The following is a 15,150-nucleotide window of genomic DNA, read 5'->3' as shown; positions in this document are numbered from 1 at the left end:
GAAGTAGCAATTATGATGTTTCTTCATATTGACGGGCACGATCATACAAGGCACGTAAATTTGCTTGACGTTGTTTACCACCAGGGATTCCACCGACAAAATCGTAATAACCCGTTTCACGGTAGATATGCCAGATTAACTCAGATAATGATCCTTGTCTTGCACGAGTTCGCCAATCTTGTAGCTTTTCATAGAAGGTTGTAACTTTGATATAACTGTTTTGATCTTTCTCAGCTACTTTCAAAAACTGCTGCATTGCTTCATAATAAGAACCTTTTGGGTCTGCCATCCGAATTAATGCTAGATCATTTTCTGACAAGTCAACAACTGGTGACCTCAAGACGGAAGCAAGTGGAATATCTTGATGTGGGTTATCAATTGTTTTTAGAAGAGACATCATAATTGCTACTTCAATCGCTTCAAAATATCCTGTTGAGAGCTCAGCATATACTGGAAGCCCCGCCTTCTTAAACTCTTCAATAATTGTCGGCGCCCAAACGAATGAACGCATTAATATGACAACATCTCTAAACGTCATCTTCCTCATCTGCTTCGTCTCTTTGTCCATCACTTCATACCCATCTTCAAGCATCTGTTTGATTTTCTGTGCCACTAGTTGTGCTTCTAGTTGGGCTGTTTCTAACTCATCCATTTCTAATACGTGATTATCTACTAATGTGTCATTCACTGCTGTTCTATCACGATCTATAATAAGAAACTCACACTCACGACCAGATGCTTTGGGATATGATAAACCATGCTTCAACTCAGCATCTTCATCATACTCAATTTCTCCAACTGCTTCACTCATTAACTGTTTAAAAATAAAGTTTGTTGCATCTAATACTTGCTCACGACTTCTAAAGTTTTGCGCAAGATCAATTCTTAAGCCATCACCATCTCCATTTTTGGTGAATCTCTTATATTTCTCGAGAAATAACCCTGGTTCTGCGAGACGAAATCGATAAACACTTTGTTTTACATCTCCAACCATAAACAAATTATTACCTGTTGTAACGAGTTGAATAAGTGTCTCTTGGACAAGATTTGTATCTTGATATTCATCAACTAACACTTCAGAAAATTGTGTTTGATAATCAAGTGCCGCTTCGGAGGCAACAATCGGTTTTACGTTTAAGTCTTCAGCTAAAATGGATAATGCAAAATGTTCTAAATCAGAGAAATCTACTAACCCACGTTCTGTTTTCACTTGCTCAAATCGTTCAGAAAAAGCATGGACAAGTTCTATTAATTTTGTAACCGATGGTGCCATCTCTCGTAGGTCTTTTACGTACTGATTCCCATCTCGTTTAAAAAGTTCGTCTTTGATCTTCATGACAATCTTCTTTGCTTGCTCACGTAACCCTTTAATCTGTTCCTGTAGGTTTTTATCAATATCTTTTCCTCGAGCACTCTTCAGTCGTCCAAAGGCGTCCAGTTGTTGAAAGGCATCAAACATACCTTGCCATGATGTCTGATGTTGTAACGTACGTACACCTTGTAAATCCTTCTCAAAATTCTCAGCATATGCAGCAGGCGCTCTTGGTTCTAACGTAAGGGACATCGCTTTTTCTAATATTTGTTCTGCCCCAGATAGCTGCATATGAATATCATTAAGCAAGTCTGCTATCCACGGTAAATCTTCAATCGTTGAGCTATCACTTAATGCATAACTATCACCAATGTTATCTAACCATTGGCGTGGATTAGGATTAGCTCGAGAAAAATCAAACAATTTGCGGACAAGGTTTTGCAACTCTAAGTCACTTCGATCATTGCTATATCGATCAACTAAGTCAAAGAATTGTGGATTATCTGCTATGCTAAATTGCTCCTCAAATAACTCATCTAAAACTTCCTCACGTAATAACTCTGCTTCAGTTGTATCTGCAATACGAAACTTCGGATCTAGATTAAGACGATAATAATATTTACGTACAATCTCCATACAAAAAGAATGGAGCGTAGAAATCGATGCCTTATTTAACAATGATAGCTGACGTCTTAAGTGCAAAGAAGATGGATTCGTCTGAAGTTCTTTTTCTAACGCCTTTCCAATTCGATTTCTCATCTCTGCTGCAGCTGCGTTCGTAAACGTCACAATTAATAGACGATCAACATCAATTGGATTCGTGACATTCGTTATTTTTCTAATAATCCGTTCAACTAACACAGCGGTTTTTCCTGAACCCGCAGCAGCCGCTACTAATATGTTTGTTCCTTCTGCTGTAATCGCCTTCCATTGGTCATCTGTCCACATACTTGCTTCTGGTTTTGGAACATTATTCATCATCTTCACCTGCACTTCTCAGTTCTTCGAAGATTTCTTCTCTTTCTTTCTTCTTCATAGTGCGATAATCGTTCTCCTCAAGAGATTGGTCGAATTGACAAACCGACTTATAAGAACAAAACGTACATGGTATTTTATCATTCAACTTATACGGGTTTATTTCAGTCGTTCCATCTGTAATCCCTTGTCCGATATGCATTAATAAATTTCTAACATGTTGTTGTAACAGTTCGAATTCTTCTTTACTAGCAATCGACGATCCTTTATAAAATCCTCCTGTTTTTGTTAACGCAACAGGAATCATATCTGAATGACCTGATTCTAAATTCGTATCCATCAACCGAACAATTTTCTCTTCGGCTGTGAGCAGTCCCTTCATCTTAAATTCTTTGAAAAGACTATATTCAATGTCCTCTTGTTTCATCATGCCTGTTGTATTAAGCATTGGATTATGTACATGGAAATAGAGTACACCTGCAGGATCTGCCTCTTGCCCTAACCATTGCTTAGCATACGTTATCACAACGTCCAAGTACGTTAACATTTGTAATGCTAAACCAAAATAAACTTCAGTTAAATCTAAATTCTTTTGGCTTGATTTATAGTCTATTATGCGCAATAAAATCCCTTGTCCGTTCTCCATCGCTTGATCGACTCGATCGATACGACCAATGACTTCCATCGTACAACCATTCGGTAATGTAAATTGCAATGGCGGTAATAAATCTTCTTGATTCTTTCCAAAACCTAGTTCTAATCCAACTGGTGCAAACCCACTATGCCTTGCTTGTTCACTTAAAACTGTTGATGCTCGTTCCACAACTTCTTGGAGTTTGTGCTTAATGTATTCATATCGATTTGAACTTAATAAAATTTGTCGTTGAATATTCGGTGCAAGCTGTTCAACCATTTGCTTTGATAACTGATGGCAATCTTCTTTTGATAGCTTACCCCAGTCCATGTTTTCTTTACGAACATACTCAGCTAGACGCCTTAATGCTTCATGGAATAACTGTCCAATATCAGGTGCTTCTAATCGATAATGATCCCTCTCCTTCAGACGTAAACCGTGTGATGCAAATTGAGAAAATGCACATGCTTGATATCGTTCCATTCTTGAAACACTTGTTTGCATATGCTTTCCATACAACTTTTTACTTACGTCTTCATTAAGCGACACTGCTTCATTCCGATAAAACAAACTGCTTAGGGCATTTTTTACAGCAAACTTTTCTTCTGGATTTGTAACATACCAGTTATACACATCCCACCAAAGTGATGCAATAGGGTATCCTCGCTTCCACTGTTGCATCTGTGTCGCAACATATGCGACTGTTTTGCGCGGACTTGTTACGTAACGTATTTGATCGGCATTCACTTCTTCTGATGGATCATCAAATAAAATTTGCTCCTCTAATTGAGGGAATAAGTCACTAATCCGTTTAATTAAAACTGAGGGAACAAGCGCTTTACCTTCTTCATTCGCAAGTGGGTAACTAATAAATAATCTTTCAGATGCACTTGATAATGCGAGGTAAATTAGAAAATTCTCATCGAGAAGCTGGCGTTTACTACTTGGTGATAGCTCTAGTCCACTTAGTGATAACGCCTCTCGCTCATTTTCCGCTAAAATTCCGTCCTCTATAGGTTTTGCAGGTAAAACTCCATCATTTACCCCGACAATGAATGTACATTTAATATGTGAGAAACGAGATCGCTCAATATCTCCAACTAACACTTGATCGATTGCAGGTGGCACAAGTGAAAAACGCATTGATTCCAAACCCGCGTCTAGAATCTTTCGAAATAGTTCAAAGGATAACTCATCCTCTTCCATCACCTCAACTATTTCATCAAATAAGTTAACAACAGACCCCCACACTTGGTCATGTTCTCTCGCGTTTGTTAACCTACCTGTGTTCTCTGCTTCATCTCGTAATCGTTCAAGTTTCTTCGGTATGTCCATTTCCTCTAGAAACTCATACAAAACCGTACATTGTTCTCGTACAGTGCTTACTCGTTTCATGTTTCTTTCTAGTCGATGTAGTGGTGGGACAATTTTATCTCGTAATTGATTCAAACGTTTCTCATACGCTGCCTCACGATCAGTCTGAATATGTACTTTGTCAACAGACGTTCGGAAACGACTGTAACGCCAAGGTTCTTTCTGTTTCCAATAGGAACCTTGAACACCATAAGCTAGTGCGTAATTCTCGAGAATATCCACCTCTTCTCTTAGCATTTTCCTGTCATCATCATATGGAAAGAGTAGTTCTGTTTTCAACGCTCGAAATACAGCTTCATAACGCCAATTTCCTTGAATAATATCTAAACATGACCGAATGAATTCAATTAGTGGATGATTCAACATCACTTGCTTTTGATCAAGAAAAATAGGGATCTTATAATCTTCAAAGATCGTTACAAATAAATCATGATAATCTGAGCTATTTCGGAGTAAAATTGCAATATCACGATAACGATAACCATCAGATTGAACGAGTTGATAAATTTGTCGTGCAATACCCTCTACTTCAGCTCTACGATTGACCGCAGGATGAAGAAAAACATTTGCTTGTCCGATAAATGCTGGGGCTGGGCGTGTCTCGTAATGTTGTTCTAAATGAGCAAGTGACGGAATTTCTTCAAAGCGAACCGGAGTTTTCTCTAATAGACAAGGAACTTCTACCTCAACTTGTTCTTCGAGTGCAATTTTTTGTAAGCGTTCATAGGTTGAAGCAGTCATGTGAAATAAATCTAACTCATGTATGTTCTCTCTTTCTATTTGGCTATCAAGCGTTAACGTAACATTAACTCGTTTGCAATGCTTCATTAAAGATGATAAAACGAGCAACTCTTGTGGTGTAAAACTATGAAATCCATCTACATAGATTTCTGCACCCGCCAAGCTTTCTGCATTTGGAATACCATCAGCAAGTAATTGTAAATAATCTTCTGAATCAACATAATGACCTTCGAGATACCTTTCAAATGCATGGTAAATTAAATGAAAATCATGTAGTTTATCACTTAAGACAACATCTAACGGTTGTTTTGATGTGGCACGATCGATCTCTTCTTTTTTCTTCAATAAATCTTCCGATTCAACACAATATCGCTTAAATTCTGTAATCATCGTCTCCATCTGTTCAACAAAACCATTCGTATTTGAAGCTTTTTGAAATACCTTTAAATGCTTTTTATTATTCTCAATAATACGACGTAATACCATCTGAATCCCTGTTGTAGATAAATGATAACGCGCAATTCCACCCGTCTCTTGCAACACACGCCAAGCAAGACGTGTAAAACTAAACACTTGTGATCTGATCATCCCACCTAATTCAGGCGTATGAGTCAAAAGGGACTCTGACTGAAATGTCATCTGTTCAGGAACAAGATAAATAATCGGCTCACCATCTGGTTCCTGTTTAAGACGTTCCCTTATTTCATTTAAGCATTTACTTGACTTTCCACTACCTGAGCGTCCAAGTATAAAACGTAGTGACACCTCATATTCCTCCTTTTCCATTGCAAACGAAAAAATGTAAGTCTTCCATGTAAAAGTGACCCTAGCAAGGCAAGTTAACGATAAATTTTCCTTTTACAGAAAAGGTCTAGCTTCCACTTAATGCAAAGCTAGACCGCCGTTCATATCGTAATCAATTCATATATTCATTTCTTTTTAAACTCATTTTTCCGCTTCGAAATAACTCTTTTTATTATAACGAATGTAAAGAAACCACTCAATGTTGTTACATCAAAATGTTTATACTAACATAGTAGCTATTCGTTCTCTAATCAACGATAGTTAACTTTATGAATAACAGCAGGAAATGATAAATGGAATAAAACTAACTATCATGCGAATAGTTAATTAAGATACTTCTAAGACGTATTAAATTTTACAATGTTAGGAATTCAATCATAGAAAATATAAAATGAATATGTAACCAGCTCACTTTAAAAATGGACATCTAATTGTTGCATTGGCCAATATCTTAAATTCACTTTTCCTACGACTTCTTCTGTTGTTATAAAACCGAAAAAACGGCTATCTCTGCTGTTCATTCGATTATCGCCCATAACAAATAATGCATCCTCTGGTACTACTCTTTCACCTGTTAATCCTTCAAGTGTAAAATCATCAGTAAAAATTTGTGACGACTGTATATCCTCTGTATGTTCAAAGAATGGTTGTTCAAATGGCTGTTCATTTACATATAGAACATTATCCTTTACAGCAATTGTATCACCTGGAAGACCGATTACTCGTTTCACATAATCTTCACGTTGATTAGCATGAAATACAACAACATCAAACCGTCTTATATCTGTTATCTTATAACCAATTTTATTAATGATAAGTAAGTTACCATCCTGTAATGTCGGTAACATCGATTCACCTTGTACGACATAACTTGAAAAAACAAATGTGCGAACAATAATGGCAATTAATAAAGCAATTGATAATGATCTTAACCAACTAAGCATCATTCTCCTAGTACCATTCCTCATTTCAGATCCCTCTCCCATTACGGAAAATCATCCTGCTTGCAAACGTCGTTCTATTATTTTCCCGATTAACCACATGCCTCCCATAACAACTAGAAAAACTAGCAGTTTTTGTGGTTCTCGAATTAATGTAACTAAATCTTGACCGACAAGTGATATAAAAAATACCATAACCATTTTCCCAAGCACTACTGCTAATGTAAATTGTTTTTTACTTATATTTGACAACCCAGCAACTAAGTTAATTAATGCTGAAGGAGAGAATGGGAAGCAGTATAGCAAAAACAATGGGCCAAATCCATGCCGTTCTACCCAGTCAGCTAAACGCTGAAACTGCTCTTTTTTTCTTAAAAAATGGAATGGTTTTGTATCCTTTAACTTTCTAATAACAAAATAAATGACTAACGCGCCTAATACTGTCCCAATCCACGAGAACAAAAAACCTTGCCATAAGCCAAATGCTGCAGCATTCCCCATCACAAACAAAACAAGTGGTAAAAATGGCAACATTGCTTCAAAAAAAGGAAGAAGGATACCTGGTAAAGGTCCTAAACCTGCATAATCATTTAACCATGATACAATTTGATCTACTGTTATATTAATTCCAACGAAGGGAACATTCATTTACTGATACTCCTTACCACTCATAGTGCTACATCTTTATCTTGCATCTACTATCTAATATGATTTTAACTTTCATTACTAGTATGTTCAATAACGGTTAAACTTTCAACAATCAACAAATAGCTATAATTATCTACTAGTTATACTGTGAATGAAACCTGCTACTTGCGTCAACTTTCAATCCTATTAGAGATTTTTCCCAATTAACTTAAAAACAGTTTACTACAATGACTTTTGTTTTCCTAGTCTCAGTGTATAAGTTTTTAACTATTCTGAGAATTAACCATTTAAAGTACACGAGCATTGTGAGTTTTAAAAAACTAACAGAACTATTTTACATATGAATACTTAATTTATCTGATATCACCTTTAAAATGTAGTCGATTTTAAAATAACTTCAGAGAAAAACTTGTTTTTAATTTAATCTAATTAAGCGTCATTTATTACTTCATCTGTTCAATTTACCATCAGTGGAAATGAGCGAACACTCCCACTGATGATATTTCTATTACCTTTCAGCAATTTAAAAAGTTACTAATTAAACATTCGAAATGCTTAGGCTTGAAACGAGATGCTTATTTTCGAACGATCAATTTAATCAACAATTACTTTTAACTGTCATAATTATCTTGAAAGCTGGATATAATTAAGATAAAATAAAGAACAAATGTTCCCTTTATCTATTATCTCTTTTAAGGGGAGGGTTTTCAATGGGAAGAGTGTCAGAAAGTGACCGAAGAACGTTAGAATTGTATATATTTTTACCAATGGCTCTAACTATATTATCAAAGGATATACTTATCATTAAGGACGCACCATTTAAATTACCAGTCCCTTATATCCAATTAGTTGAAGAAACTGAAAAGGCTATTCATAATGATTTGCGTAAAGTTAAACATATGATGAAAGTTAGGAATTTAACAGTTATACAAGAGGGACGAGATGAAGTATTTTCACAGTACTTATTCATTTATAATGGTTATGAAGAGAAGAGAAACTATTTTAACCCGAAGATTCGCCAAAACGTAGAAGCATTGTTGAAGCAATATTTATTGAAGCGTGATGAGGAATTTCTATCAGTGCAACAGTTGTAAGTGGACTATTATGCTAGTTGTATCCGCTTGGAAAGCAAGTAACGAAATTGTGCTGTTCGATTAAGTTGGTTCTCAAATGAACGGAATGATATTTCAAGCAAGAGAGATTGACCATTTGTAAATGTAACACTCGTTCTTCCATCATCTGAAGGGGCATAGTGGGAAATGTATTGGTGGGCAATCCAAGAACAATGATTACAACGAGGTGAATTTGTGGGGAACATATATATGCCACTTGATGGATCAATTGCAATGGGGGATTTATAACTAATACCTGTTATTGCTTTTGTCCCCTCTTGCCTACCTTTTAAGCTACTTCCAAAATAACGGCAACTATCATCAATAATCTTAGCAGGTTTGACGGGTACAACAACCTCTCCATCTAACTCCAACACTCTTGAATAAATTGACCCCTCTATCCTCCTCTCCGCAACAATCGCCATTGTATTTTCATTGATTTCAAATTTAATCGGCTTTTGTGCATCACTAATCACTATGCATCTGCTCCTTTCTATTAACTTTTTTAACTTAAACAAGAGAAGGCAACGTATGAATACCCATGAAGCTACCCTTATTATAGCATTATTAAGAAAATTTTAAATATTTTTCTCTTGTTTCTCTCATATAGTAAGAAGACAACCCTTAATTGTTTTCAGTAAGGAGGTTTTCTTCTTGAATAAAAAATTTTTAATTCCAGCTGGAGCATTCATCATTCTTGGTATTTTGTTTTTATTTTTTAATATACATTCGCTCAACATCCAATTGATCGTACTCGGGATCAGTTTTATTTTCTTTTATGTTATTGTGCAAGGACCACAACAGGAAGAGAATTTCGTATGGCTTTTCATTGGACTATTATTAATCGCCTTTGGTTTTTATTTCACTTTACAAAATTTTCCTATATTCACACATCCAGGTGTGCTTTTTATCGTAATTGCAATTGTTTTTCTAGGGTTATTAGGACATACACTGCAAATTCGTTCTTCATCACCGCATGTTTTATTTTGGCCAGCATATTGTAGTACCATTTTTATCATTATTGCATTAAGCACTTTTTTCACCTTTGCATTGTGGGCAGCATTACTTATTTTTATTGGAATTATGATATTAATGCTTCAAAACTAATAATTAACTATAAGTTACTCAAATAAGTAATTAATCTTAAATTCAGTAAAATTAACCCATAATTAACAGAATTAATTATCAGAAAAATCAAAATTATTATTGCACTTTCTTTCTATTCCTTCTATAATAAATAAAAGGACATCAGGGGTGATAATTAATGAACCAAAAAAAATTTCATCACGTACAACAACAACATATTAAAGATAAACAACATATTAGTTCTGTAGAAATGGATATCTATATTCAAATGATCCTTGATGAGGCTAACCTGTTATATCGCAAAAATCAATTAGAAGCACAAATTAATGAAGCACTTGACCAACGAAATAGAGAGCGTTTTATCGAATTAACGATTGAATATAAGCAAATTCAAAGTAAACTTACTTAATATAAAAATCACATGGAACTCCTTATTCCATGTGATTTTTTTGTTGATATATTCAATCAAAAAAACACCTCAATACAGACGACAAGCATAAGGACATTTTAAGGAAGGTTACTTGAACTTGAGACAATCATACCTGAAGTTACACACCAATAAAAACGCTGCCATTTTGATAGCAGCGTTTTTAATCATTATGCTTTTGTAAATTGAGCTTCCTCAGTAGAACCTTTCATCGCAGTTGTAGAAGACGTTCCACCAGAAATTACTTGAGAAACTTCATCAAAATAACCTGTTCCAACTTCACGTTGGTGCTTAGTAGCTGTATAACCGTCTTTCTCACTAGCAAACTCAGCTTGTTGTAATTCAGAATACGCTCCCATACCTCGGTCACGATAACCACTAGCTAGCGTAAACATACTATGATTAAGTGCATGGAAACCAGCTAATGTAACGAATTGGAATTTATAACCTAATTTCCCAAGCTCTTGTTGGAACACTTCAATTTCTTCATCAGAAAGCTTTGATTTCCAATTAAATGAAGGTGAGCAGTTGTACGCTAACATTTTACCTGGATATTTTGCATGAATCGCATCAGCAAATTGCTTTGCTTGCTCTAAATCTGGTGTTGATGTTTCACACCAAACAAGGTCTGCATATGGTGCATATGAAAGACCACGAGCAATCGCTTGTTCAATACCTGGTTTTGTACGGAAGAAACCTTCGGCTGTGCGTTCTCCAGTAATAAACTCATTGTCAGTTGGGTCAACATCACTTGTAATCATATCCGCTGCATCTGCATCTGTACGTGCAACTAGAATTGTCGGTACTCCCATTACATCTGCTGCTAAGCGAGCTGCAATTAAGTTACGAACCGCAGTTTGAGTTGGAAGTAATACTTTACCACCTAAATGTCCACATTTCTTCTCAGAAGATAGTTGGTCTTCAAAGTGAACACCAGATGCTCCTGCTTCAATCATGCCCTTCATTAATTCAAATACATTAAGTTGTCCACCAAAACCAGCTTCAGCATCTGCTACAATAGGAGCAAACCAATCTTTATCTCCGTTACCTTCCATGTGTTCGATTTGATCCGCACGTTGTAGTGCTTGATTAATTCGTTTAACAACTTGTGGTACACTGTTTGCTGGATATAAACTTTGGTCTGGATACATATGACCAGATAGATTCGCATCTGCAGCAACTTGCCAACCACTCAAATAAATAGCCTTTAGACCAGCTTTTACTTGTTGAACAGCTTGATTACCAGTTAGAGCTCCAAGTGCATTGACATATGATTCTTCTTTCATTAACTTCCACAGTTTTTCTGATCCACGACGTGCTAGTGTATACTCGATATCGATAGAACCACGAAGTCTAAGAACATCTTCTGCTGAATAAGGACGAGTTACCCCACCCCAGCGCTCTTCATTTGCCCAACTTTCTTCTAACTTTTGAATGCGTTCTTGATTTGTCATATGCGTATCCCCCTATACATAATAAAAATTAATTAATCTTTTTTAATGGCACTATACTCCCCACCACTTCTCACTTCAGAAAGATTATCAAAGTGAAATAGGAGAAAGAATATTAACTAACATCATCATTGATTTAATTTATGACCCTTATGAAAGTTGTACTTTATAAATCCCCTTTTTTATAAAGTACACGCAAAACCTAATTACCCCTCAAATATCAAATCTTCTATTCTTTTAGAATAAACAACAATTTCAGAAGAAGAAGTTCAATAAAACTCTTATCTTGTAATCTACTTCATCTCTTCTTCAAACATAGATTTGTATTATACCTTGAGTTCATTGATTCTTTATTTTTAACAAGCTTAACTATTGTTCCCCCTTCATACCCACATTGTTATATATCAGTTGTTCTTCACGTTAGTTATTGTATAACAATATATCCAAAAAGAAAAGAGGTTTTAACGAAAAATTCTGTAAATTTTTTTAGAAAATTGTGCAGGAATAGCACGAATTATTGATTTAACAACGTTTTACTCTGCATCTAATGCGTTATATAACAGATTGTTATATATATGTTATGTTGCTAATAATTTGAAGGATTTTTCGGTGGATGTGATAAAAAGTGGAGGTTTATATCAATTTTTTGATTTCCTTCTTCCTAAAATGATAATTTGAGTTGTAACTGGACGTTTAGTACAAAGTCCAGTGCCTTATCCTACTGAACAGAAATCACTCGGTCATAGTACTTTAATTATCAGAAGTAGCTTTATACATACTACTTCTGATTTGTAAACGACTTCTCCTCACTCATATATGACAATTTCCCAATTCGTTCAAGCATGGAAGGATGTCTATAACGAAACCAGTATACTAAAGTAGGTGGTTGTACCTCACTTAACCCCGATGTGGTCAACTGTTGAAAAGCAGAAATGGCTGCATCCTTATCTTCTGTTAATTCAATTGCATATGAATCAGCGGCTCTCTCCATCTCTCTGGATACATAATTGCTAATTGGACTCGAAATAAAAATAAGTATTGAAAAAATCATAAGTACGATTGGAAGAACAAGAAGGTTATTTCCATTAATATGTAATGATTCTTCAAAACGCTCTTTTATACCTTTCACTATTTTCCCTACAATCCAAAATCCAATAAAAGAAAATAGAATAGAAAGTGATACTCCTAATAACACATGTTTGTAAACGTAGTGAGCCATCTCATGAGCCATTATAAATAGAATAGAACCTTTATTTAATTTTGCTAATGTTGTATCCCATAGTACGATCCTTGTATTTGGGCCAATTCCATTTACATACGCATTAAGCGAGTTTGTTTTAGCTGACATCTTCACTTCATATACATGCTCAGCAGGAATATTCGCTTCTTGTGCTAAAGAAAGAATTTCAGACTCTAGTTCTTTATTTTGCAACGTTGAAAAGTCATTATACAACGGATCAATCAAAACTGGCTGTATGAATATAACGGAAAACGTAAAAGGAATGGATAAAAACCATGAGTAGATCCACCATTTATTAGGTGATCTATTCATTATCCAATTAAGCCAAAGCGCAATAGCAACCAACATAATATAGTTAAGCAGAAAGCTCGTAATATTATCCCTCATCCATACTGAAAATGGGGTTACCGATACACCATAGGAAATTGAAATCTGATAACTGAACCATTTTAATGGCAACATGGTGACAAATAACGTGAAAGAAAATGCGAATACATAGATCATCACCTGAAAAAACTTAAACTTCGTTATCTCATTTGCCCATTGCTTAAATGTTTTTGATAACGGAAAGATAATAATTACAGCATACAATATCCATTCAAAAGGGGTTATTATAAAAAAGAAAAAGTGTTTAAGACGAGAATATTCATAACTCAATTCAATTTCTTGATTTGTCATAAATGTGTTCGGATCTGCTACAGACCCTCTAATTGCATTAGGAATTTCTTGAGGTGAAGCATAAAATAAATACCACCAAATTCCTACTGCATAAAGGATGAATAAACCAACACCAATCCAAAATCCCTTCTTCAATATTATCCCTCATCTCTCTTACTAACTATTTATTACTTATTAAAGTGAAGACTCCCACTACACAACTTAATAGAAGTTGAAGACGGCTCCTTTGTTATTGATTAATTCTATCACCTACTCGACTAAATAAAAAACATCACCATAGGAATCTCATTTTATAATATGTCAATATTCTTTGGAAATGTGGTCTTTTCAAATTAGATAAACTCAACTTGTAAAAAAAGAAAGATACCACTAATAAAGTGGTATCTTTCAATATTTCTAGTGAATTAATGGCAAAATTTATGACTGATAATAAGTGTTGCGTGTAAATTCTCTCTTTAAAAGAGGTATGAATAGATTGTTAGAACTCCAATTGAACTAACTACTACAACAATGACATTTGCACCCAGCAAAGCACTTAAAAACGCTGCAATTACACCAATGATACCAAACCAAATGTCATTAGGTTGTATGAAAAAAACACCTGGAACAATTAATGCACCGAGTGCAGCATAAGGTACATTTTGCAAGACACCTTTTACAAACGGATTCAAGTTATTCACATCAAATGCTAAAAAAGGTAAGGCACGAGGAATATACGTCACAATTGCCATTCCTAAAATGGTCAAAAGAATATTCAAATCCATTATTTCCACTCCTTCTTATTCACCATATAGCTGGTCAACTCAACTAAAATAGCAGAGCTTAATGTTGCCAAAACAATTGCCCAGCCTGACCAATTTGGCGGAAAAACAAATGAAAAAATAATATTGATTAGTGCTGCTCCACCTGCAAGTGTGACAACTTTCCTGTGCTTCTTCAATGACGGTGTTAACAATCCAACAAACATGGCATACAAAGCGATGCCCATACTTTCTTGTAATACATCTGGTAGACTTGCACCTACAAAATGACCGACTACCGAGAAAATCACCCAACTACCATAGGCAACCGTAATGAGCCCTGCCATATATGATGATGTAACCTTTCCTTCTTTCAGTGCTGCAACTGAAAATGTTTCATCTGTTATTCCAAATGCATAAAGAGCTTTTTTAAATGGATGCTCCTTTTCTATTTTTTCACTTAGCGATGCTGACATTAATAAATGACGAATATTCACAATAAATGTAGTTAGAATGATAACAGGTCCGGTCGTTCCTATAGCAAATAAATTAAGAGAAATATATTGTGATGCACCTGCAAACACGAGCATGCTCATCATAAAGGTCTCTATAACCGATAATCCAGTTGATTTCGCTAATAAACCAAACGTTAATGCCACTGGCATATATCCAATTCCAATACTTACACCTGCCTGAAATCCTTCTTTAAATTGAGATGAGGTGTTCGTCGTTAATGCCGTATCCATGTTATTTCCCCCCTTAAAAAGAATTTTGTATAAAGTGAAACATCCATCAATGATGGTATTTCTCCATCCCCGACTAAAAGTTCGTTCAACCAATCAGGTAATTACTAATGCATACTCTACTACTTAAACTTCGTTAATTTCCCTATATGTTGATGTTGTTAGGTGAGACGTGATAAAGTCTATTTTATGCGAATATTTCATTTTTTCAATGAATTTAATCCATTCAATTTTTTTATCTCAT

12 protein-coding genes are annotated in these 15,150 nt (G+C 35.2%); 3 read left to right on the top strand and 9 right to left on the bottom strand.

The features are described from left to right. Positions 1 to 10 precede the first annotated feature (10 nt). The 4 genes from addA to BFG57_RS11165 all read right to left on the bottom strand — a co-directional run bounded on the left by addA (position 11) and on the right by BFG57_RS11165 (position 7,429). Complete coding sequence (addA, locus tag BFG57_RS11180; RefSeq protein WP_083249207.1) at positions 11 to 2,293, bottom strand: helicase-exonuclease AddAB subunit AddA; 2,283 nt, start codon at positions 2,291 to 2,293, stop codon at positions 11 to 13. Further along, positions 2,283 to 5,801 carry a helicase-exonuclease AddAB subunit AddB gene (gene addB, locus BFG57_RS11175; RefSeq protein WP_069717575.1) on the bottom strand — a complete coding sequence of 1,173 codons (3,519 nt, stop codon included), beginning with the start codon at positions 5,799 to 5,801 and terminating at the stop codon, positions 2,283 to 2,285. Before addB ends, addA begins: the two co-directional genes overlap by 11 nt. 452 nt (positions 5,802 to 6,253) lie before the next feature. Then, entirely contained in the window at positions 6,254 to 6,808 is a 555-nt protein-coding gene (lepB, locus tag BFG57_RS11170) for a signal peptidase I (RefSeq protein ID WP_069717580.1), read from the bottom strand. Positions 6,809 to 6,835: 27 nt separating this feature from the next. After that, complete coding sequence (locus BFG57_RS11165) at positions 6,836 to 7,429, bottom strand: TVP38/TMEM64 family protein (RefSeq protein ID WP_069717574.1); 594 nt, start codon at positions 7,427 to 7,429, stop codon at positions 6,836 to 6,838. A 710-nt stretch (positions 7,430 to 8,139) separates the two neighbouring features. Here BFG57_RS11165 and BFG57_RS11160 point away from each other — a divergent pair. Continuing rightward, entirely contained in the window at positions 8,140 to 8,523 is a 384-nt protein-coding gene (locus BFG57_RS11160) for a YhjD family protein (RefSeq protein WP_069717573.1), read from the top strand. A gap of 8 nt (positions 8,524 to 8,531) precedes the next feature. On the opposite strand, the gene BFG57_RS11155 is transcribed toward BFG57_RS11160, so the two are convergent. Further along, on the bottom strand, positions 8,532 to 9,017 hold the full coding sequence (locus tag BFG57_RS11155; protein ID WP_245676742.1) for a competence protein ComK: 486 nt from the start codon (positions 9,015 to 9,017) through the stop codon (positions 8,532 to 8,534). A gap of 178 nt (positions 9,018 to 9,195) precedes the next feature. Here BFG57_RS11155 and BFG57_RS11150 point away from each other — a divergent pair, with 178 nt between their 5' ends. Together BFG57_RS11150 and BFG57_RS11145 are read left to right on the top strand one after the other, a co-directional pair. After that, positions 9,196 to 9,648 carry a hypothetical protein gene (locus BFG57_RS11150; RefSeq protein WP_069717572.1) on the top strand — a complete coding sequence of 151 codons (453 nt, stop codon included), beginning with the start codon at positions 9,196 to 9,198 and terminating at the stop codon, positions 9,646 to 9,648. 157 nt (positions 9,649 to 9,805) lie between these two features. Further along, entirely contained in the window at positions 9,806 to 10,036 is a 231-nt protein-coding gene (locus tag BFG57_RS11145) for an IDEAL domain-containing protein (RefSeq protein ID WP_069717571.1), read from the top strand. 188 nt (positions 10,037 to 10,224) lie between these two features. On the opposite strand, the gene aceA is transcribed toward BFG57_RS11145, so the two are convergent. From aceA to BFG57_RS11125, 4 genes are all read right to left on the bottom strand, one after another. Next, positions 10,225 to 11,508, bottom strand: a complete 1,284-nt coding sequence (gene aceA, locus BFG57_RS11140; RefSeq protein WP_069717570.1) for an isocitrate lyase — start codon at positions 11,506 to 11,508, stop codon at positions 10,225 to 10,227. Between the two features lie 775 nt (positions 11,509 to 12,283). Beyond that, positions 12,284 to 13,558 (bottom strand): M48 family metallopeptidase, encoded by a 1,275-nt coding sequence (locus tag BFG57_RS11135; RefSeq protein ID WP_245676741.1) that lies wholly within the window; start codon positions 13,556 to 13,558, stop codon positions 12,284 to 12,286. Positions 13,559 to 13,878: 320 nt separating this feature from the next. Beyond that, positions 13,879 to 14,187, bottom strand: coding sequence for an AzlD domain-containing protein (locus BFG57_RS11130; protein ID WP_069717568.1), 309 nt, complete (start codon positions 14,185 to 14,187; stop codon positions 13,879 to 13,881). Beyond that, a complete protein-coding gene (locus tag BFG57_RS11125; RefSeq protein WP_069717567.1) occupies positions 14,187 to 14,909 on the bottom strand; it encodes an AzlC family ABC transporter permease in 723 nt (240 codons plus the stop codon). Before BFG57_RS11125 ends, BFG57_RS11130 begins: the two co-directional genes overlap by 1 nt. Positions 14,910 to 15,150: the final 241 nt, after the last annotated feature.

The sequence above is a fragment of the Bacillus solimangrovi genome (assembly GCF_001742425.1).
In the GTDB taxonomy this organism is placed as follows: domain Bacteria; phylum Bacillota; class Bacilli; order Bacillales; family Bacillaceae_N; genus Bacillus_AV; species Bacillus_AV solimangrovi.
The sequence above is the reverse complement of the archived record's forward strand: the minus strand, read 5'-3'. Positions and strand labels throughout refer to the sequence as shown.

Coding starts and splice junctions, on each gene's coding strand:
- BFG57_RS11165 (WP_069717574.1), bottom strand. CDS start 7,429: ATGAATGTTCCCTTCGTTGGAATTAATATAACAGTAGATCAAATTGTA.
- BFG57_RS11130 (WP_069717568.1), bottom strand. CDS start 14,187: ATGGATTTGAATATTCTTTTGACCATTTTAGGAATGGCAATTGTGACG.
- BFG57_RS11125 (WP_069717567.1), bottom strand. CDS start 14,909: ATGGATACGGCATTAACGACGAACACCTCATCTCAATTTAAAGAAGGA.
- BFG57_RS11145 (WP_069717571.1), top strand. CDS start 9,806: ATGAACCAAAAAAAATTTCATCACGTACAACAACAACATATTAAAGAT.
- BFG57_RS11160 (WP_069717573.1), top strand. CDS start 8,140: ATGGGAAGAGTGTCAGAAAGTGACCGAAGAACGTTAGAATTGTATATA.
- lepB (WP_069717580.1), bottom strand. CDS start 6,808: ATGAGGAATGGTACTAGGAGAATGATGCTTAGTTGGTTAAGATCATTA.
- aceA (WP_069717570.1), bottom strand. CDS start 11,508: ATGACAAATCAAGAACGCATTCAAAAGTTAGAAGAAAGTTGGGCAAAT.
- addA (WP_083249207.1), bottom strand. CDS start 2,293: ATGATGAATAATGTTCCAAAACCAGAAGCAAGTATGTGGACAGATGAC.